The sequence below is a fragment of the Psychrobacter sp. 1176_08 genome (assembly GCF_052850615.1).
This window is the reverse complement of sequence record NZ_VXCU01000006.1, coordinates 1-25000: the sequence shown is the minus strand read 5'-3', so window position 1 is coordinate 25000 and position 25000 is coordinate 1. Positions and strand designations below refer to the sequence as shown.

The window sequence follows — 25000 nt, the reverse complement described above, 5'->3', positions numbered from 1 at the left end:
CTAAACTATCGGACTGCTGAGTAAGCTCTAAAGGGCAAGTATTTAAGACAGTTGTTGTTAATGAGTACTTTAAGCTATTTGCTTATTATCAACAAACGTTTTTTTATATGACTATATAAGATATAAAACCAGTATTCTCGTTTTATGCAGTCATAAATTTGATCCGTACTGTGCTGGACAGGATACGGCTATACAAAGGTAGAAATAATGGAATCATTTGCTGAACTATTTGAAGCGAGCATTGAAGAACAGGGTCTGGATATCGAGCGTGGCTCGGTTATTACAGGTACTGTTGTGGCCATCGACAGTGATTGGATCACAGTAGATACTGGTCTTAAGTCTGAAGGTATCGTCGCTCGTGAAGAGTTTTTAAGCGAAGAAGGCGAACTTGAAGTTGAAGTTGGCGATAGCGTTGATGTTGTGGTTGAAGCGGTTGATAACGGTATGGGTCAAACCTTACTGTCACGCGAAAAAGCCAAACGCGTTGAAACGTGGAATGTCCTTGAAAAAATCTATGACAACGATGAGATCGTAAAAGGTATCATTTCTAGCAAAGTAAAAGGCGGTTTTACTGTAGACGTGGGTTCAGTACGCGCGTTCTTACCAGGCTCGTTAGTAGATGTACGTCCTATTCGTGATACGACGCATCTCGAAGGCAAAGAGCTAGAGTTTAAAGTTATCAAACTTGATCAAAAACGCAACAACGTTGTTGTTAGCCGTCGCGCAGTTATGGAAGCTGAGAATTCAGCTGAGCGTGAAGAGCTATTGAACAAGCTTGAAGAAGGTATTGAGATCGAAGGTATCGTTAAGAACCTAACTGATTACGGTGCATTCGTTGATCTTGGTGGTATCGATGGTCTATTGCACATCACTGATATGGCATGGCGCCGTATCAAGCATCCATCTGAAGTTGTAGAAGTTGGTCAAGACCTAAAAGTTAAAGTATTGAAGTTTGACCGTGAGCGCAATCGCGTAAGCCTAGGTCTAAAACAACTTGGTACTGATCCTTGGGATAACGTTGGCGGTACATACCCAGTTGGTAGTGTTGTAAAAGCTCGCGTAACCAACTTGACTGATTATGGTTGTTTTGCTGAAATTTCTGAAGGTATTGAAGGTCTAGTACACGTATCAGAAATGGATCATACCAACAAAAACATCCACCCATCTAAAGTAGTACAAGTGGGCGATGAAGTTGAAGTAATGATTCTTGATATCGATGAAGAACGTCGTCGCATCAGCCTAGGTATCAAACAAACTCTAGCCAACCCATGGGATGAGTTTGATAAGAAACATGAGCGCGGTGATAAAATCACTGGTACGATCAAATCAATCACTGATTTCGGTATCTTTATCGGTCTAGACGGTGGTATTGATGGTCTTGTTCATCTATCTGATATCTCTTGGAACGAAACTGGCGAAGACGCTATCCGTAACTACAACAAAGGCGACACTGTAGAAGCGATGGTATTGTCTGTAGATGCAGAAGCGAACCGTATCAGCCTAGGCGTGAAGCAGTTAAGCTCTGATCCATTCAACGAATACCTAGTCAACAATGACCGTGGTGCTATCGTTAATGGTAAAGTAAAAGAAGTAGATGCTAAAGGCGCAACTATTGAGCTTGCTGATGAAGTCGAAGCTTACTTACGTGCTTCTGAAATCCAGCGTGACCGCGTTGAAGATGCGACTAAGCATTTGAGCGTTGGTGATGACGTTGAAGCGAAAATCATCAGTGTTGATCGTAAAACACGCAATATCAACTTGTCTATCAAAGCGAAAGACGAAGCTGAAGAGCGTCAAGCGATCAAAGATCTTGGTAGCACTAGCACGGCTGCTGCTCCAGGTTCTGAAGCACAACCAAAAACTATTGGTGATTTGATCAAAGAGCAAATGCAGTAAACTGCAAATTGCTAATATAAAAGTATGATAAAAAAAGCGACTCCGGTCGCTTTTTTTTATAAGTAAACTTTGGGTTTATTAGCTCTTAATAAGGTTTTTGCTCAAAGAGGCAAACTCTTGTTTTCATTTACTATAATATCCGCTATCATTTGCAATATTGAATAACGATATTAAAATCATGGCTTATTTTGGATCATAGTATTGACATGATCGAGAGATTTTTACCGTAATCGATGCGATTATAAGAGTGATATTTTCAACATGGTTGTTATAAAATACTACTCGATAGCAGCGGTCTAACCTAAAATCATCTTATCCATTAATTAACAAGGCAAGCGTAATAATGCAGCAAGCAATCAACAAGTCCGAATTTATTAGTAATTTGAGTGCAAACTGTGACACGATGACTGATACAGTGGTCGATGACGCAGTACGCGAAATATTGAATCTGATGACCCATACTTTGTCAAATGACGGTCGGGTAGAAGTTCGTGGATTTGGCAGTTTTTGTCTTCATCATCGTCGCGCTCGTATGGGTCGTAATCCTAAGACAGGAGAAAGTGTACCAGTACCAGCCAAAGCTATTCCACACTTTAAGCCAGGCAAAGCATTACGTGAAGCAGTCAATGATAAAGTTGCAAATGGTTAATTATTATAAAGTCTGATTGGATGAAAATTCTTAAAGAGATAGTATGCTAGGAATTTTTACTAGTATATTATTTTCAGAATATTAACGATATTCCAAATCGAGGTACATGTCTCATGCGATTTTTACTTTTTGTCCTATTATTTTTAAGCTTTGCTTATGCACTTGGTTTGGTATTGGCAAATAATACCGAAATTGGCGTAAACTTACTATTTTCGCAAGCGCCTACAATGAATCTAGGGTTGTTATTAATCCTTTGCCTCATACTTGGTGTTTTTATAGGTATCTTGCTGGCCTTACTGATCTTCCGTGTATTACAAAACAAATGGGAGATCTCACGTTTGCAGAAAGCAAATACTAACTTACAAGAGCAATTGACCCAAGCGAATATTGTGATTGATCGTCAAGCAAATTCACCAACGGTAGAAGATGCTGTATATGGTTCTACTACGACTGGCATGCAAGACACTACAACAATAAATGCAGCTAAAGAGCCTATTCTTACCAAGCATAAACGAGATTAGCTTGGTAAGTAAGAGGTTTGCGATTAAACCCTATATGTGGTGTTTTAATAATTTAATATAAATATGGCAAAACCATGAATAATGTAACTAAGTCTCCCATCATAGTCGCTTTAGACAACATGAGTATGGAGGCATCTTTAACGTTAGCTGACCAGTTAGATCCAGCATTGTGTCGATTAAAAGTAGGTAAAGAGCTTTTTACTCGCTGTGGTCCGACCATCGTTCAGGCATTACATCAGCGTGACTTTGATGTGTTTTTAGATTTAAAATTTCATGATATTCCAAATACGACAGCACAGGCTGTCCTAGCTGCTGCCGATCTTGGTGTCTGGATGGTGAATGTGCATGCAAGTGCAGGGCTAGAGGCAATGTCGTTATCCAAACAGCGCTTGCTTGACGGTAGTTTTGAGACATTACTTATTGCCGTTACGGTTCTAACATCAATGGACAAAGCAGCGCTGGCACAGACAGGCATCACTGTGGCATTGGATGAACAGGTCAGTCGATTAGCACAACTGACTAAACAAGCGGGTCTTGACGGTGTGGTTTGTTCAGCACAGGAAGCTAAGGTACTTAAAGCGCTATGCGGCCATGATTTTAAATTAGTGACTCCTGGTATTCGTTTGCCAGAAGACAGTTCTGATGATCAAAAACGTATTTGTACGCCAAAACAAGCACTCGATGATGGTTCTGATTATTTGGTTATTGGTCGTTCAATCACGCAGGCATTAGACCCTGCTGCTAAGCTACAAAAGATACTACAAAGTATCTAAGACCATGCCTGAAAGTCTAACGAAACAATTAGAAACGAATATATCTAAAATTGCTTCTCGAGAAAATCATAAAAAAGACAGCCTAATATGCTGTCTTTTTTACTTTTTGTAGGTATTAGAAAAGGTGCTACACTGTTTGAGACTGTGCTCATATCATACCTAAAATTGTGTTTGAGCGTATGACAATGACTCAATTTGTTTCCAGCAACTTTGATTTTGCTTATCACTCGAGTTTTTAAAATAGCATCATAAAATAATATTGGAAAATATGAAATTACAGATACTAAGCGACTTACATATCGATAGTTATGCCCGCCAGTCGCACCCTATAGGACATATCCCTAAGACAGATGCAGACGTGGTACTAGTAGCAGGAGATACTGCCAATAGTGACAGCGGAATGCCTTGGCTACAAGAGCAGGCAGCGCGTCTACAAGTACCTTTGATTACCATTGCAGGTAATCATGAATACTTTAATGAGGATGTGCTAGGTTTTGATAAGAAACTGGCCACTTGGGACAACTATAATAATGAGTCAATGCAAGGTGTAAAAATATTACAGTGCCAACACATTGATATTGGTGATGTACGAATTCTAGGATGTACGTTGTGGACCGATTATCAGTACAAAGCCAATGATGAGACCATGGCAGCGGCTAAACATTTTATGCGTGATTACAAGCAAATATATGCAGGCAATGAGCTATTTTCACCTGAGGTGTCGATACAAATTCATGCTAAGCAGCGCCAATGGCTTCAGCAAGCTTTGATCACAGCAAAAGAGCTGGGTAAAAAGACCATTGTGATGAGCCATCATAGTGTGAGTCCTCTATCAGTCTCAGAGAAATACGCTAGCTTGCCGAGTAATGCTGCTTTTGTTAGTGATTTTTCTGAGTGGATGCACGAGGATTGGGCACCAACACTTTGGGTACATGGTCATACTCACGAAGCATTTGACTATCGTATCGGTAATACGCGTGTGATCGTCAATCCGCGTGCCTATCCCAACGAAGTCAGCAGTACGACTTTGGCATTTTCGTGGGATAAAGTGATCCATATTGATTAGTTTGAATTCATGAGTTTTAAATATCTTGACTAACAATACAATAAAACTTTTCTTCTTATTAGAAGGTTTTATTCTTACATGGATTGCTTATATTGCAACTGATCGTATATTTCATTCATTCTTATCCAAAAATCTGCTACGCTTATTAATATGAGTATAAATCAGAATAATCTCTTATCCAAACTATCCGCTGAGAAGCTTGCGAATCACATTCCAAGTGCGCCAGCACCTTCGCATCTGCCTGATAGCATGATCTCATCCGTCCGTCTGTTGCCTGAAGGTGAGCGCTTAATTTTATTTACTAGACATTCGCTACGAGAGCGCTCTGATGGTAATGGTTTTGCCAGTTATCAATTGCCACTGACCCCGAAAGGGCGCGTACTAGCAAAGTCTTGGGGGCGATGGTTGTCAGGGCATTTGCCGTATTCACTTGATGTCGACAGTATTTCAAGTCCGATCGGTCGTTGTATTGATACTGCGCAGTTAATGCAAGAAGGGGCAGGGCTTAGACGTGATATTGCGCATCAGTCCTTACTGGTAGAGCCGGGTAGCTTGGTCACTGAACCTGATATTGCCACGCCCATATTTAAAGAAATTGGCGTTCTTAATTTTATCAACCGATTCTTGCAAGGAAATCTTGAAGGCACCAAAAATGCCTATCAAGGCGGTCTTGATATTCTATCGCTTTTTTATCAAAATCAGCCGCAACATGGTCATTTAATGTTGGCAGTCAGTCATGATACTTTGCTGTCGGCGTTTTTAGCGGTTATGTTTGATGTGGTTGAGATTGACTGGAATGATTGGCCAAAGATGATGGAAGGGGTGTTTTTGTGGTTTGATGATAAGCCTTTTGAACAAGCAAATGCTCATTTTGTCTGGCGAGGTGAGGTATACGTTCGTCCGATAAGCTCTTTGTTGGACAGTTACCGTGCAGCGGGTTTCCATGCCAGCACCTTGTTGTTACCGCCAATTGCAAAATTAAAATAATCCTACTTCCGAAGATAAAACTTTCGATACTAAAGTCGTATTTTACACAAACATAAAAAAACCTTGCCCCAGTATTAGAACCAGTAACAAGGTTTTAGTCAATGCGCTATGATCACGCAATGCGGTCTAAACAGTACAAATCTTAAGCTTGTAAGCCTTTGATTGTTTTGTTTAGGCGGCTCTTACGACGAGCAGCTTTATTCTTATGAATAATACCTTTGTCAGCCATACGATCAAGAACTGGTACCGCTTTTTTGTAAGCTTCGGTAGCCGCGTCATAATCTTTAGCTGCGATAGCCGCATCAACACGTTTTAAGTAAGTACGAACCATAGAGCGTTGTGACGCAGAGTTCTGACGACGTTTGGTGTTTTGACGGGCGCGTTTACGAGCTTGTGCAGTATTAGCCACGCGTATCTCCTTGATAAAGACAGATAAAATATGAATGTTGATTGCAATAATGGGTTTAACAATCATTGGTGACGAGCAGCCGTCTCGTCAAACATGATGTCGATGTCTGATATCAAAGTATCTAATATCAATAGATCATCGCAAGCGCCAGAACTGTTTGGAATAATTAAACAGCGTTGACGTGTAAAGCCGGTTATCTTATCAAATTATTGTGCTTAGGACAATATATTTGATGATTAATGCTTAAAGAAGTTGCGATAACACTTGGACTGCCGGCTTTTTCACGTTCCTATGAATGGATATAGTAAGTTTATCCATCTAAAAGAATTATCATTGATTAAGATAAAAGAGTGAAGACTATCCATTTAGGCTGTTAGTATAAGTTATTTTTATTTGTTGAAGAGTATGCTGTATATAGATGGCAAAAAATGACTCAAAATCGCTAAGGGTTTGATGAGTGAATCAGCTATAGCAGACAAAATCTCTTACAATAAACTCTACAGAATAACGTCAATGGTTGCGTAATTTAGGTATGATACTAAAAAGAAGCGCTTTTAAAAATTGCGCTTTTCATTATAAGAAATTTTCCAACCGTATATAAGTGGATAGGATATGCAGCGAAAAGCAATTGTAATTGGTGCGACGGGATTGGTAGGTCAACATCTTGTTAAGCAACTGAGTGAGCTTTATGACACATTGATTGTGATTGCAAGGCGTCCGCCACGCTATATTAATGTCAGTATGCGTTTTTATCAGGTCAATGATTTTGATAATTTGGCTGAAATATTTTCAAGCGTTGGTGTAGATAAGAAAACAGATGCGTTTAGCTGCCTTGGTACGACAAAGAAACAAGCTGGTAGCAGTGAGGCTTTTCGAAAAATTGATCATGATTACAATGTGAATTTCGCCAAACTTTGTCAAGATAAGGGCGTTGAAAACTTTTTTTTACTGTCTTCAATGAATGCAGATATTAACAGTCGTTTTTTATATAACCGAGTAAAGGCTGAGACCGAACAGTCCATTATGGCATTGGATTTTGCGCAAATTGTCATTTTTCGTCCCTCGTTGTTGCTTGGCAAACATAAAGGTCGTCCTCTTGAAAGCATGGGTCAAAAAGCTTTTAAGCTCATTTCACCTTTGGTATCAGAATCTATGCCATTGCATCCTATCTCCGCTAAGCGCGTTGCTAGTGCCATGGCAATGAGTGCGCATGATATTTATGAGCGCAGTAAATATCGCTCAGAGCCTAGGACGAATACAACCCGTATTATTGAAAATAAGCAGATGTTGTCGATGACAAGAGTGAAACAATAGATCATCAATCACTGTCGGCATGTAAGTAGCTTTAATGTGTTAAATAGCCTAAGTGAATATAAATAATCTAAGATTTATCAAAATCAATATTTTTGTTTGAGCGTTAAAAAAGAGTTTGATCGTGTCAGAATCAGCGAAGATGAGTGACGAAAACTTTGTGACTTGTGATCTATTAGATGCCAATCCCGAATCACAAGTCTGTCTGCCCAATATTGAAGGCAAATCGTTTCATACATTTGGCGGCAAGGACAGGTTTTGCGGTGAAATTGTGACGGTAAAGTGCTTTGAAGACAACAGTTATGTTAAATCATTGTTGAACAGTAATGGGAAAGATAAAGACGGTAATGGAAAGGTGTTGGTTGTTGATGGCGGCGGCTCTATGCGTTGTGCACTCTTAGGTGACATGATTGCTCAAGCGGCAGTCGATAACGGCTGGGCCGGAGTGATTGTGTATGGATGTGTCCGTGATGTCGATGATATGGCGAAAATGGACATCGGTGTGATGGCACTTGGCTGTATCCCGCGCAAATCGACCCGCCGTGATGAAGGTCAGACTGATATCGAAATCAGCTTTGGTGATTTAACACTGAATTCAGGTATGTTTGTTTACGCTGACAATAACGGTATTATTGCAAGTGATAAGCCTCTCATTTAAAAACCAACCAATCAGCAAAAATGTATTTGGCAGTTGGCAATCAATTATTAGTCAATCATAAAAACCTCAGTTCTTGTACGGACTGAGGTTTTTTGGTATGCGTAATGCTGTTTTTGAACCGATATATATTGTTCCTTTACTCTTTGGCTTCTTTCAAAAACGTACTGATTAATAAGTTAGAGGTGGTATATCTTGATAATGCCGAATAAAATGACTAAGTGACAAACCGTTACGGCATAAGTTTTGGCAATTGCTTAAATATTCGTATAATAGCTATCTGACTCTTAACTTCGATCCTATCTTTTATGCCTATCACTGCTTTGACTGACGCATTTGACCCTATTAATCAGCAGCTTTTTCCTATCCAAAATACCGAGCGACGTTGGCTTGCGCCTGTGCATGGTGCTGTCAGTAGTTTGTGGCTGGCAAGTTTGGTACAAGCGCCAATATGGGAGGTTGCTGACCGTCTCAAGATCGTGGTGACACGTGATCAAAACCAGCTCAATCAGATAGAGACAGAATTGGCATTTTGTGGCGTCGATGCTTATGTGTTTCCTGATTGGGAAACGCTGACGTACGATGAGCTATCACCGCATCAAGACATCGTCAGTGAGCGTATTAATCTTCTGACAGATATGCCAACCTCAGGCGTACTTTTAATCTCCGTACAGGCATTGATGCACCGTGTGGCACCGCCAAGCTGGCTGATTGGTCAGCACTTTGATTTGAGCGTTGGTGATCGGTTTGATATCAATACGCAGCGTGAGTTGCTGGCAAAAGCAGGTTATCGAGCGGTTGAAAATGTTTTCGAGCCAGGCGAATTTGCTGTGCGTGGTAGTATCATTGATATCTTTGCGATGGGTCAACCATTTCCGCTGCGTCTTGATTTGTTTGATGACGAGATTGAGACGATTCGATTCTTCAATCCTCAAACCCAGCGTACGTTGACCACTGAAGATCTCAATGCCATGATGACGGGCAATGACAGCAGTATGGCCAAAGAATCACTGTCTCTATTGCATAAATTACCTGATATCTCAAAACCTATCAAACAATTTCAAATCCTACCAGCAAAAGAGTTTCCACTCGATGAAGGGCGCGAAACTTTCCGTACAAATTTTGCCGCGATGTTTCCGAACACTAGTAGCCGTAAATTTGAACTACATAAAGATGTGATGGCAGGTATTGCCAGTAGCGGTCTTGAGTATTATCAGCCTTTATTTTTTGATGCAAAAGACTGGGAAGCAGAGAGTAGTTTGTTTGCCTATTTGCCAAGCGACGCACTATTCATTACTGATGAATTGATTCATGAGAAACAGGCAGATTACTGGTCACAAATCCAGCGCCGCTATGAAGAGCGCCGCCACGATATTGACAAGCCCATTGTCGCCCCTGAGCTGTTATATCTATTATCAAATACCTTTAATGAGCATCTGAATCATTATCCCCGTGTGATATTGAGCGCACGTGATGAGCTGATTACCATGAATGATGGTGACGTTATAGACAAAGAGAATGGATCATTAGCGTTTACGGCCTCGACTCAAAAACAAGGGCTAGTCACGCTAAGCGCTCAGAAGCCACCACAACTGGCAGTAAATCATCAAAAAGCTGAACCTTTAAGCGAATTATTGGACTTTTTGAGTATACAGGCGCAAACCTCGACACCCGTCTTGGTGGTTGCTGAAACTGCGGGACGTCGTGAGATTCTGATTGAGCTGTTCAAGGGTAAAGTCAATGTTAAGGCGTATGACAGCTTTGAAGCGTTTTTAGCGGCGGATAAAACAAAGAGAGTCGCTGATAATAACTTACCACAAGTCGGCTTGACGGTTGCACCCATTGAGCGCGGCGTTTATGTGCCTGAGCGTTTGGTACTGATTAGTGAGACACAATTATTTGGTCGGCAGGTGCTGCAAACACGTCGTCATCGTCAAAGCGGTGTATCAGAAGAGTTTTTGGTAAAAAGCGTTACGGAGATAACGGAAGGCAGCCCAGTTGTTCACATCGAGCATGGAATTGGTCGCTATAATGGTCTGATTACTTTGGACGTTGGTGACGGTGAGCAAGAGTTTATTCATTTAAAGTATGCTGATGACGCCAGTATTTATGTCCCAGTCGCTAATCTACAAATGATTAATCGCTATAGTGGTGGAGATCCGGCGTTAGCCCCGCTGCACAAAATTGGTAGTGGTAAATGGGATAAAGCAAAACAAAAAGCGCTAGAACAAATTCATGACGTGGCCGCTGAGCTCTTAAATATGCAAGCGCGGCGCGAAGCCAAGGTCGGTATTCATTTTAAAATAGACAGCTCACAATATGAGCTGTTTGCTAGCCAGTTTGCTTTTGAAGAAACGCCTGACCAAGCGAATGCCATTCATGCCGTGATGGAAGATATGAGACAAAATCAGCCAATGGATCGTCTCATTTGTGGAGATGTAGGTTTTGGTAAAACTGAGGTTGCCATGCGTGCCGCTTTTATTGCGGTTAGTGCAGGCTACCAAGTTGCCGTTTTGGTTCCAACCACGCTGCTGGCAGGTCAGCATGAAGACAACTTCCGCGATCGTTTTGCTGATTGGCCAGTAAGAATTGAAACGTTATCGCGCTTTGGTGGTAAAAAACATCAAGATACCGTATTGGCTGATTTGGCGGCTGGTAAAGTCGATATCGTCATTGGTACTCATAAACTGCTACAACCGGATGTGAAGTTTTCCAATCTGGGCCTCATGATTGTCGATGAAGAGCATCGTTTTGGTGTGCGTCACAAGGAGCGTATCAAAGCTATTCAAACAGACGTTGATAGTATGTCAATGACGGCTACGCCAATTCCTAGAACGCTTAACATGGCACTGTCAGGTATGCGAGATATGTCAATTATCGCCACCCCGCCAGCACGTCGTCTAGCGATTAAAACCTTTGTGATGCAAAAGACAGAGGCATTGCTAAAAGAAGCCATCTTACGTGAGCTTTTGCGCGGTGGACAGGTGTATTTACTTCACAATGACGTTGCCAGTATCGAGCGTATGGCGGAAACCATCCGTGAGCTTGTTCCTGAAGCTCGCGTGGGTGTCGCTCATGGTCAAATGCAAGAACGTCAACTTGAACAAGTGATGCAGCAGTTTTATCATAAAAAGTTTAACGTATTGATCTGTTCGACCATTATCGAAACGGGTATTGATGTCCCCAACGCCAATACCATTATCATTGAGCGTGCTGATGAGTTTGGTCTTGCGCAGCTACATCAATTACGTGGTCGCGTAGGTCGTAGTCATCATCAAGCCTATTGTTATTTATTGGTGCCCTCTATCAAAGGACTTAAAGGTGATGCTAAGCGTCGTCTGCATGCGATTGAACATGCCAATACCTTGGGCGCAGGCTTTATGCTGGCAAGTGAGGATTTGGAAATTCGCGGTGCTGGCGAGATATTAGGAAAACAGCAAAGTGGTAATATGCAGGCGATTGGTTTTAGCTTGTATATGGATATGCTGGAACGTGCCACCAAAGCCATTAAAGCAGGTAAAGAGCCTGATTTGAGTACACCATTGTCGCTGACCAGTGAGATTAATTTGCATAGCTCTGCTTTGATACCAGAAGAGTATTTGCATGATGTGCATCAGCGTTTGCTATTTTATAAGCGCATTAGCAATGCCGATGATAAAGAAGCGCTAACAGATATCCGTACCGAAATGATTGACCGTTTTGGTACATTGCCGGATCAGACTAAGCAACTTTTTGCGGTTCATGGATTGCGCTTACAGGCCGAGCCACTCAAGATTAATAAAATTGATGCCAATAGCAATAGTATGACGCTTGAGTTTGCCCCAGATACCCCAGTCGAAGCATTGGCAATTATCAAACTGATTCAAACCGATGGGCAGCGATATCGAATGAATGGTGCCTCTGGTATTCGTTATCAGGATGCTGATAAATTGGCAACGCTGCAACAGCGAGTTACTGTCATCCAAGACTTGCTTCGCTATTTTAGTGAACATATGGTTGATGAGTCCAACTAGTCTAATTGGAGGATGGCGATAGGCGTGTTAGAGTATTGCGATGGGTAGCACCAGTTCAAAAAACGCAGTCAATAAGTAATGGTGCTATTTTATCGGTTAGATACCTGATAAAATAACGGGATTATTTTGTATTTTTACCTATTTTTATCTTCGTTTATTTAAGTGCCATAACAAGAGAACCGTCATTATGTTCCAACTTCATCATAAACTTGCTGCTGACAGCTTTTTAGTGGGTGATTTTCCACTATCGACTTGTCGTTTAATCAATGACTGCCAGTTTCCGTGGTTGATCTTAGTGCCGCGTGTATCGGGCATTAAAGAGTTGTACGAATTGTCTGAGTCAGACCAAGCGCAGTTTTTGCGTGAATCGAGTTGGTTATCAAGCCAGCTTGCTAAGACTTTTCAAGCAGATAAAATGAATGTAGCAGCACTTGGCAATCAAGTACCTCAGCTGCATTTTCATCATATTGTTCGTTATCAAAACGACATGCAGTGGCCGAATCCAGTATGGGGCGCGGCCGCTGTTCCTTATACCAAAGACGTATTGGCGCAGATGCAGCAGACCTTAATGATGGCACTACGTGGACATCATCAAATGCCGTTTGATTGGCAGATGTAGGGTAATACTGCCAATAATTGGCTGACCATTATTGATTATAAAAGAAAGCCAGATAATTGTATTATCTGGCTTTCTTTATGATGTTATATCTAAAATATATCGATCAATAAAACGATAGAATAAATAAGTCATTAACGGACGAAGGGAGTTTCTTTAGTTATCGGTGGCATAGGCTTTATTACAGTTAGAAAGTATAATATATTGTTGGGTAAACTTATAAATAAGCTATTATGAAAATTAAAAGTATTTAGATATTTTTATAACACTTAATTTTTTCGTTGCCTGTTAGATAAAGTGATCATTTTTATGGCTTTCTTAGACATACTAAAATTAAAATCTCCGTCGAAGGACAAAGAGATTTGCCGATTTGATTACCCAGAAGTGTTTGTATTGGTTCTTACCGTAGTATTACTCGCCCTACATTATAATTTTCGTCCTACTTCAATGGCACTATTGGTTGTCATTCTTTTACCTAGCCTCATGATCCTTATTTATAACTACCGTCGCCCAACCAGCTTTTGGACGTCCAACATGGTTGTTATATTATTCTCAGTAGTGATTGGTTCAATACAGTTTTGTACAGTGATATCGCTGAGCTTGGTAGCCTTGATCGGCGTGCGTATGATCATAAGCGGAGTCGAAAACCGTCTAAGATTGTTTACCGTGGCATTCGTGACCTCTATTGTCTTTTATTACGTCAGCACTATTTTGGATAATGAAGGGTTGAATTGTAATGAGGGATGGGTTCCTTCCGTCGTATTGTTAGCCAGCATGATGGTTATTCTGTCTCAATTTCGCGGTATTCACCAAGAGTATATTGGTTATAAAGAAAGTGCACGTCAAGCAAGTGGGCGCTTGAATACGATGGTGTCGGTCATAAATAAGCTGACCCGGTTTGTACCGCCGCAAATTTGGGAGCCAATTGTCAGAGCAGATAGTCCTGTTAGCGTATCCAACAAACGAGCAAAGCTGACCATTATGTTCTCAGACATCGTAGGTTTCACTGAGCTTTCTGATAGCCTAAGTGCTGATAATTTGGCTGATATTTTGAATACTTACATGGAGCGTATGACCTTAATTGCCAATAAGCATGGGGCAGTACTCGATAAGTTCATTGGCGATGGTATGGTGTGTTTCTTTGGTGAGCCAAATAGCCGTGGTCCGCGACAAGATGCTTTGGACTGTGTGGCCATGGCGATAGACATGCGCCGTGAAATGCGTACTTTAAGACAAAAGTGGCGACTGATGGGTTTTGAAGGATTATACATTCGTATCGGTATCACGACAGGATATTGCCACGTGGGTAACTTTGGTAGTAATAATCGATTGAGCTATACTTTGATTGGTAAAGAGGCCAATCTGGCAGCCAGACTTGAGTCTAGCGCTGGAAAAGGCATGATACTGGTTAGTGAGAGCACGTATGATTATATTTGTCATAATTACGAGTGCGAGCATGCTGGAGCGTTTCAACTAAAGGGTTTTGACAATAAAGTAAATGCATGGCAAATATTGGATCCTGATTCTAATGTCACTCATCAATCAAAATGGCTGGATCACACCTTACCCGGTTTTAATTTGCATCTGAATTTTAAAGATATAAAAGATTATGATTATCAAGACATCATGACTCGTTTGAATTTTGCACTTGAACGTATCGAGCAGGAAAAAGAAAAAGTAGTCACAAATATTGAGGTGGAAGATAATCGTAATACCACCTCTCGTAAATAAAAATGTGAAGAATAAATCCCTATACCGTTAAACATAAAAAAGCCAGCTATGATAAAGATAGCTGGCTTTTTTATTATCTATAAATCTAATTCACTACAGTTAATCAATGATTCTCTTTTGCATGATTGAGTGTATATTTTGGAATCTCAATAGTCAGATCGGTTTCTTCAAGCATCACTTGACAAGATAAACGCGAATCAGGCTCTAGTCCCCAAGCACGGTCTAGTAAGTCAGCTTCGACATCGTCCATCTCATCTAAACTATTAAAACCTTTACGAACGACCACATGACAAGTAGTACAAGCTTTCGACATCTCACAAGCATGCTCAATTTTAATACCTTTTTCTAACAGTGCTTTACATAGGTTTTTGCCAGCTTCTAGTTCGACTTCAGTGCCTTCAGGGCAAATCTCATGATGGGGTAGTACAGTAATTTTTGGCATAAATTGTCTTTCCAATGCTAATCAATTTAAAAAATATAGGAGGTAAACTTAAGACAGCTTCTAAGTCACAATGCTAGAGGTATCTACTACCAATCTTGTGCACTGGTTCCAGCCATACTGGCTTTGACGCTCTGATTCATGATACGGGCAGCAAAAGCATCACTGTGCGGTTTGAGCTGAGCTTGCTTGGTTTCGATTACAGACAAGTCATCAGTGCTAAGCGCTGTCTGTAATGCTTGTATCTGCTCAGCTAAAGCATGCTGCTCCTCAGAAGTCAATAATGGGGCAAACTCCTTCAAAGCCGACTGTAGAGCCAATACTTCTCGCTCAGCTTCCACTTTGGTTTCAATCAAAGAGCGTGTGTTTTTATCTTCTTCTGCGTACTTAAAGCCTGAAACAAGTAACTGCTCTTTTTGTTCATCTGATAAACCGTAAGAAGGCACAATCTCAATCTTACTCTCGGTTTTAGTGGTGGTTTCTTGTGCACTCACAGTTAACTGTCCATTAGCGTCAACACTAAACGTGACCTCAATTCGAGCAAATCCTGCTTTCATTGATGGAATACCATACAACTCAAAACGACCTAGCGAACGGCAGTTTTCTACGGTTTCGCGCTCACCTTGTACGACATGAATCACCATGCCTGTTTGACCGTCTTGATAAGTGGTAAATATTTGACGTTTTTTAACAGGAATTGGCGTATTACGAGGAATAAGCACTTCCACCAGACCACCCATAGTCTCAAGACCAAGCGACAAGGGTGTTACATCCAACAATAATAAATTATTATTAGCATCGCCATTGACCAGTTGATGGGCCGTTTGCGCCGCGCCCAAGGCAACGACTTCATCTGGATTCAGACGACAAAGAGGTTGTTTTTCAAAAAAGTTAGTAACTACTTTCTGTATTGCAGGCATACGGGTAGAGCCACCGACTAAGATGATTTCATCCAAATCTGCACTCGATAATTTAGCATCACGCAGCACTTGCTCACAGACGCTCAACGTGCGGCGGCTTACGGGTTCTATAATAACAAGTAAGTCTTCACGGCTTAATACACCTTGATAAAACTGATTGTTCACAGTGATATCAATATTCACTTGTTCAGCATCGGTCAATGCTTGCTTATAAGTTTTGGCTTGCTGGGCGAGGATTGATTTATCATGACGACTTACATCTTTTGGGTCGATATCCAACTGTTTGATGAGCCAATTGGTCAGCAAACGGTCGATATCGTCACCACCAAGTGCACTATTGCCACCCGTTGCCAATACTTCAAAGACCCCATCTGTCAGCTTTAAAATAGAGACGTCAAAGGTGCCGCCACCAAGATCATAAATCAAATAATAGCTTTCTTTAGCATCGGCCTGAGTTGGTTGATCTAAACCATAGGCTACTGCCGCAGCAGTTGGTTCGTTTAATAAACGCAAGACATTGATACCAGCGGCTTGGGCGGCATCTTTTGTGGCTTGGCGCTGTGCTTCATCAAAATAAGCAGGAACCGTAATCACGGCGCCTTCAATACTGTCAGCAGGTAATGCACTCGCTGCTCGTTGCTTGAGCGTTGCTAAAATTCGTGCTGAGACTTCAACTGGCGATACCTCACCTTGAGCAGTCACAAATGTCGGCATATCATCTTTATTACCGCTTAGCTCATAAGGATGAGAAAATTTGATATCCGATTGACTACGGCCCATAAAGCGCTTGGCTGAGACAATGGTATTTTTTGGATCATCTGCCAAGTGAGAGAAGGCGTCGTTACCAACCAAAGGATTACCTGAGCTTGGATAATAGACAATGGACGGCAATAAAGTGTCATTGCTTGAATCAGCTTCTAAGACTTGCGCCTTGCCTGACCGTACTACAGCGACCAATGAGCGTGTGGTACCAAGGTCAATTCCTAGGCCAAAACGATGCTGATGAGGTTGAGCGCTTTGATTGGGTTCGGCAATTTGCAATAAAGACATAAGATAACTCAGAGATAAAATAAATAAGTGAAATGAAGCAAATACAACACACGCACGGTGATACATTAAAGGCGTCTATTTTGCTCTCAATGCAGCGAAGCGAAGCAATCAGGCGTGCTGAAAATAAAAAAATAGATTATACGATATAGCGGATATTACTTTAACCATAATGTCCAAATAAGCACCATAAGTTCAAAGTATTTCTGTGCAAAAGCCAATAGGCTGCACAAGAATCAATAAACCAAATAGTTCGTACAAATTTAACAATCGGATATCGAGACTATCAAAACGTTAGACATATAGATCGTCATCATCTGATTGATGAGCGGTCGCGACTTCATCAAGACCTGTGGTAACATCAGCATTCAACTTCACTAAAAACTTTAGTTTTTGCGTAGCATCGATGGCTGTTTGCCAATCTTTACTTTTATACGCATTGCTGAAGCGGTCAGATTGTTTGGTCAAGCGTTCTACGATTTGCGGATGCAGTTGCTGTAATATCAGACGGTCTTTATCGGTGATAGCATCATCCAAATCCATGCGCATTTGCATCGCATCTTCTAAAAACTCCAAATCTGCAATTGAGTGCTCTACATTTTGCGCTTGACCTGCTATTTCTAAAAGGTAGCTAGCACGGCTATCAGGCGCGCTTAATGTCTGATACGCTTGATTGATCAGTGCGGATGCTTGCTCAGAATGCTGCTGAGCTTGTGCGGTATCAGCTAGATTTTTTGCAACATTGTCAGGATGATACTGCTTTTGAAGCAGACGTAGATGTTGATCGAGAAGTTCTTGATGGATCTCAAATTGTACTGGTTGCTCAAATAGAGCAAAGAAGTTATCAAACTGAGCTTCTGGAGTCATATCGGTCATGTCATACGCCTTACTTTTTTTATTTGTTTTTAACGTTTTTATCAGCAATTAAATTACAAAAACTTAGACGGTAAATGACTCACCGCAACCACATTCACCTTTTTGATTGGGATTGGTAAATTTAAAGCCTTCGTTTAAACCTTCTTTTTCATAGTCCATTAACAAGCCATCCAAATAAACCAAGCTTTTAGGATCAATAAAAATACTGACGCCACGGCTTTCATAGCGCGTGTCATTTTCGTCAGGTGTATCAACAAACTCTAAAACATAAGCCAAACCCGAGCAACCTGCTGTACGTATGCCGACTCTAATGCCTTCACCTTTACCGCGATTGTCCAAAAAATCTCGAACATGCTGAGCGGCGCGTTCTGTCATTTCAATCATGCCAACTCCCATTGACTATCAATAAGAAATATCTATAAAACATTATACAAACTGGCAATCAAAATGACGAATTTGCCAAAGTAATGTGCCAACAACGTTTAGAAAATAAAAGGTGACAATTGCGTAAGCGTTATTGTCACCTCTTTAGCGTTAGTCGCTGTTCAACGTACTGCTACTAAAGCATTGCTAATAAAATAACAACTTATGCACGAACAAGTTAGCTGGCTGCTTCTTCTACTGCGCTGTGCTTACCTTTATAGTCGCTAATAGCGGCTTTAATGGCATCTTCAGCAAGAACAGAGCAATGCACTTTTACTGGTGGTAATGCCAGTTCTTGTGCGATATCGTTATTTTTGATTTCGCTAGCTTGATCCAAGCTTTTGCCTTTAAGCCACTCAGTAACAAGCGAGCTTGATGCAATCGCTGAGCCACAGCCATACGTTTTAAAGCGTGCGTCTTCGATGATACCATTGTCATCAACTTGAATTTGTAGGCGCATTACATCGCCACAAGCTGGGGCACCAACCATACCAGTACCAACGTTTTTGGCATTTTTATCAAGATTGCCAACGTTGCGTGGGTTTTCGTAATGATCAATAACTTGGTCACTATAGGCCATGGGGTTTTCTCCTAGTTAGATGATGAGCAGTAGCTTAAGTGTTTAAAATGCTACTAACTCATCGATAATTGGGGTCAAACTGGTCATTTATAGAAACAGTGTTTGTAGAAACTGAATTTATAATTGTCTGATTAATTATTTAATGGTTATATTTTATAACCATATTAGTATTTTGGTACAAATTTTTAATGCTCAGACCATTCGACTGAGTTTAAATCAACACCTTCTTGATACATGTCCCAAAGTGGTGATAGGGCACGCAATTTATCAACTGCCTCATGCATTTGTTTAATAACCGTATCGATGTCTTCTTCGGTGGTATAACGTCCAAAGCTAAAACGGATTGAGCTATGAGCTAATTCGTCTGGGCGACCAATAGCGCGTAATACATATGATGGCTCAAGTGTCGCTGACGTACAGGCTGAACCTGATGAGACAGCTAGATCTTTTAGAGACATCATGAGTGATTCACCTTCAACAAAGTTAAAGCTGATATTCACAATGTTAGGTACGCTGTGCTCAAGATCACCATTGAGATAGATCTCTTCAATATCTTGTAGACCGTTCCATAATTTTTGACGCAATTTCGCGGCATGAGCATGGTCTTCTTCATAACGCTCATTAGCTAGAGCAAATGCTGCACCCAAACCAACGATTTGATGTGTTGGCAATGTACCTGAACGCATACCACGCTCATGACCACCGCCGTGCTGTTCTGCTTTTAGACGAATACGAGGTTTACGACGAACAAATAATGCACCGATACCTTTAGGACCGTATGCTTTGTGACCTGAGAAACTCATCAAATCAATTTTCATCTCTTCAAGATTGATCAACACTTTACCGACAGACTGAGCACCATCAACATGGAACACGACGCCAGCTTCACGAGTCAACTCACCAATAGCAGCAACATCAGTTACTGTACCAAGCTCATTGTTTACCATCATCAATGACACTAAAATCGTATCATCACGTAGCGCTTCTTTAACTTGCTCAGGCAAAATAAGACCAGTACTTGGCTGCGGCTCAAGATAAGTAATCTCAAAGCCTTCTTGCTCAAGCTCACGGCACGTATCAAGTACCGCTTTATGCTCAATTTTACTGGTGATAATGTGCTTACCGCGAGACTGGTAAAAATGTGCCGCACCTTTAATAGCTAAGTTATCAGACTCAGTTGCACCAGAAGTGAAAACAATTTCGCGTGGGTCAGCGTTGATGACTTCAGCAACTTGCTGACGAGCCGTTTCTACCGCTTCTTCTGCTTGCCAGCCGTAACCGTGCGAACGCGAGGCTGGGTTACCAAAGATGCCATCTACAGTCAGATACTCGCTCATCTTAGCAGCTACTGACTTAGCAACTGGTGTGGTGGCGGCATAATCTAAATATATAAGGTTGTTATGTTGGCTCATGCTGGGTTTGCCTCGCTGTTCGATAAAGTAATAGTGTTGATGTCTTTTATGGAAATATCTTTAGTAGATATGTGCTGACGCTCTGAAACCGACTGCACGTTTTCCATATCTAATAATTGCGCTAAAGTTATATTTTTCAAGTACTGTTCGATATGGTTGGATAACGCAGACCATAAGTCGTGAGTTAAACACATTGTACCATCTTGACAGTCGCCACGTCCTTCACATTGCATCGCATTCACTGATTCGTCAACCGCCGATATGATGGTCATCACATCTATTTCATGTAATGGTTTGGCTAAAAGATAACCACCAGCGGCACCTCGAATACTAGTAACAAGACCACGTTTGCGAAGCTTTGAAAATAGCTGTTCAAGATAAGAGATAGAAATCGATTGTCTTTTGGCAATGTCCGATAAAGAAACTGCAGTATCCTGCTGACTGGTTTGTAATGCCAAATCTAATAATGCAGTAACGGCGTACCTGCCTCGAGTAGTCAAACGCATATGTTATCTCCAAACTTTTATGTCATTTTTATTTAACAACGGTCTTAGCGAGATGAGCATGACAGTAGCCCATAATATGAGCACTACTTGTAAAATGTGATACTGGCTAAGATTTGTCTTATCGTTATTAAACAACAGATGATCGACCCGATGTGTGCAACGATTGAACCCATTATACTTAATCCTGAGTAATTTAGTCAAGATTAAAGTATGGTTGAATGGTTAATCTAGCTCATCATGATGATTGATAAAAACAATGACATTAAAAAGAGAAGGAACCACACAGATGATGAGAGGACGTCAAGCTTTTGTTTTAAAAATAAAAATCTATGCACAACATTAACAAGTACATAAAAACAAAAAAGCGTTTAATGCCCATCAGATAGCAGGCATCAAACGCTTATACAGACGGCACCGCGCTGTCTGTTAATACTTAATTAAAACTAATTCATCAATAGCGCTATGATAGAGCCAATCATAGCAACGATGGCAATGACCGTTACGATCATCAGGGTTTTTTGCTTACTTTGTAACTCTTTTAGCGTCGTTTCAAGTTCGCGATTTTTAATGGTTAAGGTATTGATTTGGGTTTGCTGCTCTTTAATACGGAGTTGATAGCTCTCTTTTTTATCCGCCATTTCAGCGTCAGTAGGATGGCTTTTATCCTTTCCACCCTTAAACTTCTGAATCACGCCTCGAATCAAATTACCAACACCAAGCTGCATAATAAATTGCTTGACCAGTTGTACTTGGACAGACTCACCGCGCATTTGTAGCTTCTCAGTTGCCTCGCTATCGTGAGTGCTGATAGCGTTGATAATTTGAACACTATAAGCATTAATGATGACATCAGGCTCACTACGACCAATTGGTAGTTCAGCATCTAGCAATACACCCTTAGTGCTAAAGGTAGCAAAAACCTCGACATGGGGTAAATACAAACGTAGTGCTACAACAGTACCTTGTTTGGCTAGCGGATAAGCGGCTTTACGCAGTTCGGGATCCAAACGTAACAATAGTGTTAGCGCCGACTCGATGAATACCAAAATAATATTAAGAAGAGAGTGGGACAACGTAGAACGCTTCATGTAAATAATCCGTTTTTTATTTGACAAATCTGAGGCAGAAGATAAACAAGGTTTAAATTCTGCCTCAATAGATGCAATGTTATTTTCTTATAGTAACGTCTTTATAATAAAAAGTAACGCTAGTTTCTGCTGGTTAATAAATTATTACCTGATTACTTGGCAGTCAATAAAAAAGCTGGTACTCATAATTATCAATGTAGTAGAAGGTAACACATATCGTTTTGCTAACAGAACTATCGATATTTTAGCTAAAATAAACATCTATGTGGAGAGTTGCAAAGGCTTTGCGTAACATTGAGTGTCAAATACGTAGTTCAGAGGACGAAAATATGTAAAATCACTTGCGCTCCTTATGCTGCCTTGATATAAAGACGATAACAAAGCGACACCTGTTAATATGCCAGTCAGGCAGTTCTTATTGCTTAAATGCTATGAGAACGTTACAATGCTTGGCGTGAGCGTTTATTATCCCCCTTAAACTTGAAGGAAATTTTATGAATAAGTCAGAATTAATTGATAGCATCGCAGACAAAAGTGGTCTAAACAAAACTCAGGCTGGTGATGCCCTAAACGCTGTTATGGAAAGTGTTGGCGAAGCATTAGAAGCTGGCGATAGCATCTCACTAGTTGGCTTTGGTACTTTTAGCGTAAAAGACCGTAAAGCACGCACTGGTCGTAACCCTAAGACTGGTGAAGAGCTTAGCATTCCAGCAAGTAAGGTACCAAGCTTTAAAGCTGGTAAAAACCTAAAAGAGCGCTTAAACTAAGCCGTTCTTTTAAGCGATAAGCTGCATGCGCTGTATGATGAAAGCAGATAAATAAAGACAGCGCTTGCTGGCCGTGATACAGATATATCATCGTTCATGACTTGGGTTTTACTCTAAGTAAAGATTTGAACGAAAAAAAGCACCTAATAACTGGGTGCTTTTTTTATTGGGATAGTTTGTATCAGACAACGTGAATATTTTGAGTATATATCAAAAATCACGTATCATAGGGCGCGCGATAGATGCGTTGTTTAAACAAGGCTGCTTTATACGGCCTTATTATTTTTCAGTAAATGCATATGTTCTTATTCTTACCATTGCCTGCTTAGATAGCATTGATATTAATAATAATATTACAATGGTTTTTCATCAATATAGGTTAATAAAGCAGAGATAATTATGGATAAATTGCGCGATTTTTTAAAAAGCTGGCCAGGTCGCATTTTATTGATTTTATGCCTATCGCCGCTCGCTCTACTGGGTGTCGAAAGCTATTTTGGCGGCGGGGTTGATCCCAACCAGATCGCTCAGGTGGGTGATGCTAGCGTAGGATTGTCAGAGTATCAGACTGCCGTAAATAACCGTCGCACTGAGATATTAGAGCAAGTTGATGATGCCAGTCTATTGAATGAAGATGTATTGCATGAACAGGTACTAAAAGGTCTTGTTGATCGTACGTTGTTAGAGCAGCAAGCTGGCAAGCTTGGCATGACAGTCTCTGACGACACCATTAATCGTTTATTGCGTGAAGAAGAAATATTTAAGGATGCAGAGGGTAATTTCTCTAACGATCAATTTGCAAACTTTTTGCGTCAGCGTGGTATGACTAAAAACCAGTTATTTGCAGAATTTCGCAATCAGCTTAGTCTCGATCAGCTTAATGCCAGTATCGTAGGTACGGCAGTATATCCAATGAAAGCCGTTAGTCAACTGATTGATTTGCAGCTTGAGTCACGTAATATCTGGCTGTATCGTTTCAAATGGCAAGATTATGCAGAGCAGGTTAAAGTAAGTAAAAGCGACATACAAGCTTATTACGATGCCAATAAAAACACACTAAAAAGTGCAGCGATGGTGGATTTGGCTTATTTGCAACTGACCCCTCAATCTATTCAAGTTAATGATGTCACTAAAGAAGACTTGCAGCAGCAATATGACGCTTATAAGCAAAGTCAGGCAATAAATGATGAGCGTCAAATTAGTCAAATCTTATTGACAGGTGATGATGCCAAAGCAAGAGCAGATAAGATAAAAGCTCGTCTAAATAAAGGTGAGTCTTTTGCAGCATTGGCAAAAGCAGAATCTGATGATCCATCAGGAGAGACAGGTGGCGATATCGGTCGATTCAACCCAACGGTCTTCGGTAATGACGCAGAAGCAGTTGAAAAAGCTTTAGAAGGGCTGAGTGTTGGTGGCGTGACCGCACCAGTTAAGACCAGCTTTGGCTATCAGATATTTACTGTAACAGAAGACAATGGCAGTAAGATGCCAACGCTAGAGAGCATGCGTGACGAGTTAACCGCTAAAGCAAAAGAATACAAACGCCAAGAGATGTATGCCGATAAAGTGACCGCAATTAATGACTTGGCAGCAGATGGATTTAGTATTGAAGATATTGCTCAGCAAGAGAACGTACCCCTCAAACGTATTAAAGACTATACTAAAGAAAACAATCAATCGGTACTGTCTCAGCCAGCGGTTATCAAACAGGCCTTTGATGAATTCACTATTCAAGATCAGGCAGTAACAGCTGGTATCGAAGTTGGAAATGGTAATGTTTGGGTGCAACCAAGTAACTATCGTCCTACTAAGACCCTTACTTTAGCAGCGGCAACCCCGAAAATTACTCAAATATTACGCCAGCAAAAAGCCACAGCATTGGCATTGAAGCAAGCCAAAACGTTGGCTGCTGGTATTAAGACGCCAGCTGATATCGGTAAACAACCAGTACGTCTTCAATCACTAGGCAGTGTCAACCGTCAGACAACTCGATTGACAGAAAAAGAGCGTGGATTGGCATTCAGTCAGCAAGCTGCTGATAATGGTGTCGTTGCTGTCGCTAGTGAAACTGAGACAGGTGCCACGTTATTGGTGGGTGATCGTATTAAGACAGAACAACAGTCACCATTGTCTGAGATGCAAAGAGCGCAAACCGCTACTATCATTCGTGATAATTTGGGACAAGATCAACTACAGGACTATCTAGATTATCTGCGCTTGGTATATAAAGTTGAAATCAATGAAGCCAACATGAAAAACGCACAGGGGCGTTAATCGATTGACTGATTATTGAAACTGACCAATTATGAAAATGG

At 40.9% G+C, this 25000-nt stretch carries 22 protein-coding genes; 13 read left to right on the top strand and 9 right to left on the bottom strand.

Annotation, left to right across the window (positions count from 1 at the left end; all coding sequences use genetic code 11):
* Positions 1–207: 207 nt before the first annotated feature.
* The 6 genes from rpsA (at position 208) to FW759_RS08940 (ending at position 5892) form a co-directional block, all read left to right on the top strand.
* Positions 208–1896 (top strand): 30S ribosomal protein S1, encoded by a 1689-nt coding sequence (gene rpsA / locus FW759_RS08965; protein WP_062844147.1) that lies wholly within the window; start codon positions 208–210, stop codon positions 1894–1896.
* Between the two features lie 343 nt (positions 1897–2239).
* Entirely contained in the window at positions 2240–2545 is a 306-nt protein-coding gene (locus FW759_RS08960) for an integration host factor subunit beta (RefSeq protein ID WP_062844148.1), read from the top strand.
* A gap of 113 nt (positions 2546–2658) precedes the next feature.
* Positions 2659–3066: a lipopolysaccharide assembly protein LapA domain-containing protein gene (locus FW759_RS08955; protein WP_062844149.1), complete on the top strand. Its 408-nt coding sequence runs from the start codon at positions 2659–2661 to the stop codon at positions 3064–3066.
* Between the two features lie 74 nt (positions 3067–3140).
* Positions 3141–3839 carry an orotidine-5'-phosphate decarboxylase gene (gene pyrF / locus FW759_RS08950; protein ID WP_446442777.1) on the top strand — a complete coding sequence of 233 codons (699 nt, stop codon included), beginning with the start codon at positions 3141–3143 and terminating at the stop codon, positions 3837–3839.
* Positions 3840–4107: 268 nt separating this feature from the next.
* On the top strand, positions 4108–4905 hold the full coding sequence (locus tag FW759_RS08945) for a metallophosphoesterase (protein WP_095568838.1): 798 nt from the start codon (positions 4108–4110) through the stop codon (positions 4903–4905).
* Positions 4906–5055: 150 nt separating this feature from the next.
* Positions 5056–5892, top strand: a complete 837-nt coding sequence (locus FW759_RS08940) for a histidine phosphatase family protein (RefSeq protein ID WP_446442776.1) — start codon at positions 5056–5058, stop codon at positions 5890–5892.
* 142 nt (positions 5893–6034) lie between these two features.
* Here the strand turns inward: FW759_RS08940 and rpsT are convergent, their stop codons facing one another.
* Positions 6035–6301, bottom strand: a complete 267-nt coding sequence (gene rpsT / locus FW759_RS08935) for a 30S ribosomal protein S20 (RefSeq protein WP_010200097.1) — start codon at positions 6299–6301, stop codon at positions 6035–6037.
* A gap of 612 nt (positions 6302–6913) precedes the next feature.
* Here rpsT and FW759_RS08930 point away from each other — a divergent pair.
* The 5 genes from FW759_RS08930 to FW759_RS08910 all read left to right on the top strand — a co-directional run bounded on the left by FW759_RS08930 (position 6914) and on the right by FW759_RS08910 (position 14627).
* Positions 6914–7615, top strand: coding sequence for an NAD-dependent epimerase/dehydratase family protein (locus tag FW759_RS08930; RefSeq protein ID WP_446442775.1), 702 nt, complete (start codon positions 6914–6916; stop codon positions 7613–7615).
* A gap of 139 nt (positions 7616–7754) precedes the next feature.
* Positions 7755–8270 carry a ribonuclease E activity regulator RraA gene (gene rraA, locus FW759_RS08925; RefSeq protein WP_446442885.1) on the top strand — a complete coding sequence of 172 codons (516 nt, stop codon included), beginning with the start codon at positions 7755–7757 and terminating at the stop codon, positions 8268–8270.
* 305 nt (positions 8271–8575) lie between these two features.
* Positions 8576–12280 (top strand): transcription-repair coupling factor, encoded by a 3705-nt coding sequence (gene mfd, locus FW759_RS08920; RefSeq protein WP_446442774.1) that lies wholly within the window; start codon positions 8576–8578, stop codon positions 12278–12280.
* Positions 12281–12467: 187 nt separating this feature from the next.
* On the top strand, positions 12468–12899 hold the full coding sequence (locus FW759_RS08915; protein ID WP_446442773.1) for an HIT domain-containing protein: 432 nt from the start codon (positions 12468–12470) through the stop codon (positions 12897–12899).
* Positions 12900–13205: 306 nt separating this feature from the next.
* A complete protein-coding gene (locus tag FW759_RS08910; protein WP_446442772.1) occupies positions 13206–14627 on the top strand; it encodes an adenylate/guanylate cyclase domain-containing protein in 1422 nt (473 codons plus the stop codon).
* A 103-nt stretch (positions 14628–14730) separates the two neighbouring features.
* On the opposite strand, the gene fdx is transcribed toward FW759_RS08910, so the two are convergent.
* From fdx to FW759_RS08870, 8 genes are all read right to left on the bottom strand, one after another.
* On the bottom strand, positions 14731–15069 hold the full coding sequence (gene fdx / locus FW759_RS08905; RefSeq protein WP_062844157.1) for an ISC system 2Fe-2S type ferredoxin: 339 nt from the start codon (positions 15067–15069) through the stop codon (positions 14731–14733).
* A gap of 86 nt (positions 15070–15155) precedes the next feature.
* Positions 15156–17036: a Fe-S protein assembly chaperone HscA gene (hscA, locus tag FW759_RS08900; RefSeq protein ID WP_446442771.1), complete on the bottom strand. Its 1881-nt coding sequence runs from the start codon at positions 17034–17036 to the stop codon at positions 15156–15158.
* A gap of 291 nt (positions 17037–17327) precedes the next feature.
* Complete coding sequence (gene hscB / locus FW759_RS08895) at positions 17328–17909, bottom strand: Fe-S protein assembly co-chaperone HscB (protein WP_446442770.1); 582 nt, start codon at positions 17907–17909, stop codon at positions 17328–17330.
* 63 nt (positions 17910–17972) lie between these two features.
* Positions 17973–18293: an iron-sulfur cluster assembly protein IscA gene (iscA, locus tag FW759_RS08890; protein ID WP_021814983.1), complete on the bottom strand. Its 321-nt coding sequence runs from the start codon at positions 18291–18293 to the stop codon at positions 17973–17975.
* Positions 18294–18510: 217 nt separating this feature from the next.
* Positions 18511–18912 (bottom strand): Fe-S cluster assembly scaffold IscU, encoded by a 402-nt coding sequence (iscU, locus tag FW759_RS08885; protein WP_353671164.1) that lies wholly within the window; start codon positions 18910–18912, stop codon positions 18511–18513.
* A 185-nt stretch (positions 18913–19097) separates the two neighbouring features.
* The gene (locus FW759_RS08880; RefSeq protein WP_353671165.1) at positions 19098–20324 is read right to left on the bottom strand and encodes an IscS subfamily cysteine desulfurase; all 1227 of its coding nucleotides are present in this window, start codon (positions 20322–20324) and stop codon (positions 19098–19100) included.
* Positions 20321–20830: an Rrf2 family transcriptional regulator gene (locus tag FW759_RS08875; protein ID WP_062844161.1), complete on the bottom strand. Its 510-nt coding sequence runs from the start codon at positions 20828–20830 to the stop codon at positions 20321–20323. Before FW759_RS08875 ends, FW759_RS08880 begins: the two co-directional genes overlap by 4 nt.
* Positions 20831–21273: 443 nt before the next feature.
* Positions 21274–21918: a hypothetical protein gene (locus tag FW759_RS08870; RefSeq protein WP_443530384.1), complete on the bottom strand. Its 645-nt coding sequence runs from the start codon at positions 21916–21918 to the stop codon at positions 21274–21276.
* Positions 21919–22412: 494 nt separating this feature from the next.
* Between FW759_RS08870 and FW759_RS08865 the strand changes: the two genes are divergently transcribed.
* Both FW759_RS08865 and FW759_RS08860 read left to right on the top strand, forming a co-directional pair.
* Positions 22413–22685 (top strand): HU family DNA-binding protein, encoded by a 273-nt coding sequence (locus FW759_RS08865; protein WP_045445077.1) that lies wholly within the window; start codon positions 22413–22415, stop codon positions 22683–22685.
* A 399-nt stretch (positions 22686–23084) separates the two neighbouring features.
* Positions 23085–24959 carry a SurA N-terminal domain-containing protein gene (locus FW759_RS08860; RefSeq protein ID WP_446442769.1) on the top strand — a complete coding sequence of 625 codons (1875 nt, stop codon included), beginning with the start codon at positions 23085–23087 and terminating at the stop codon, positions 24957–24959.
* The last annotated feature ends 41 nt before the right edge of the window (positions 24960–25000 follow it).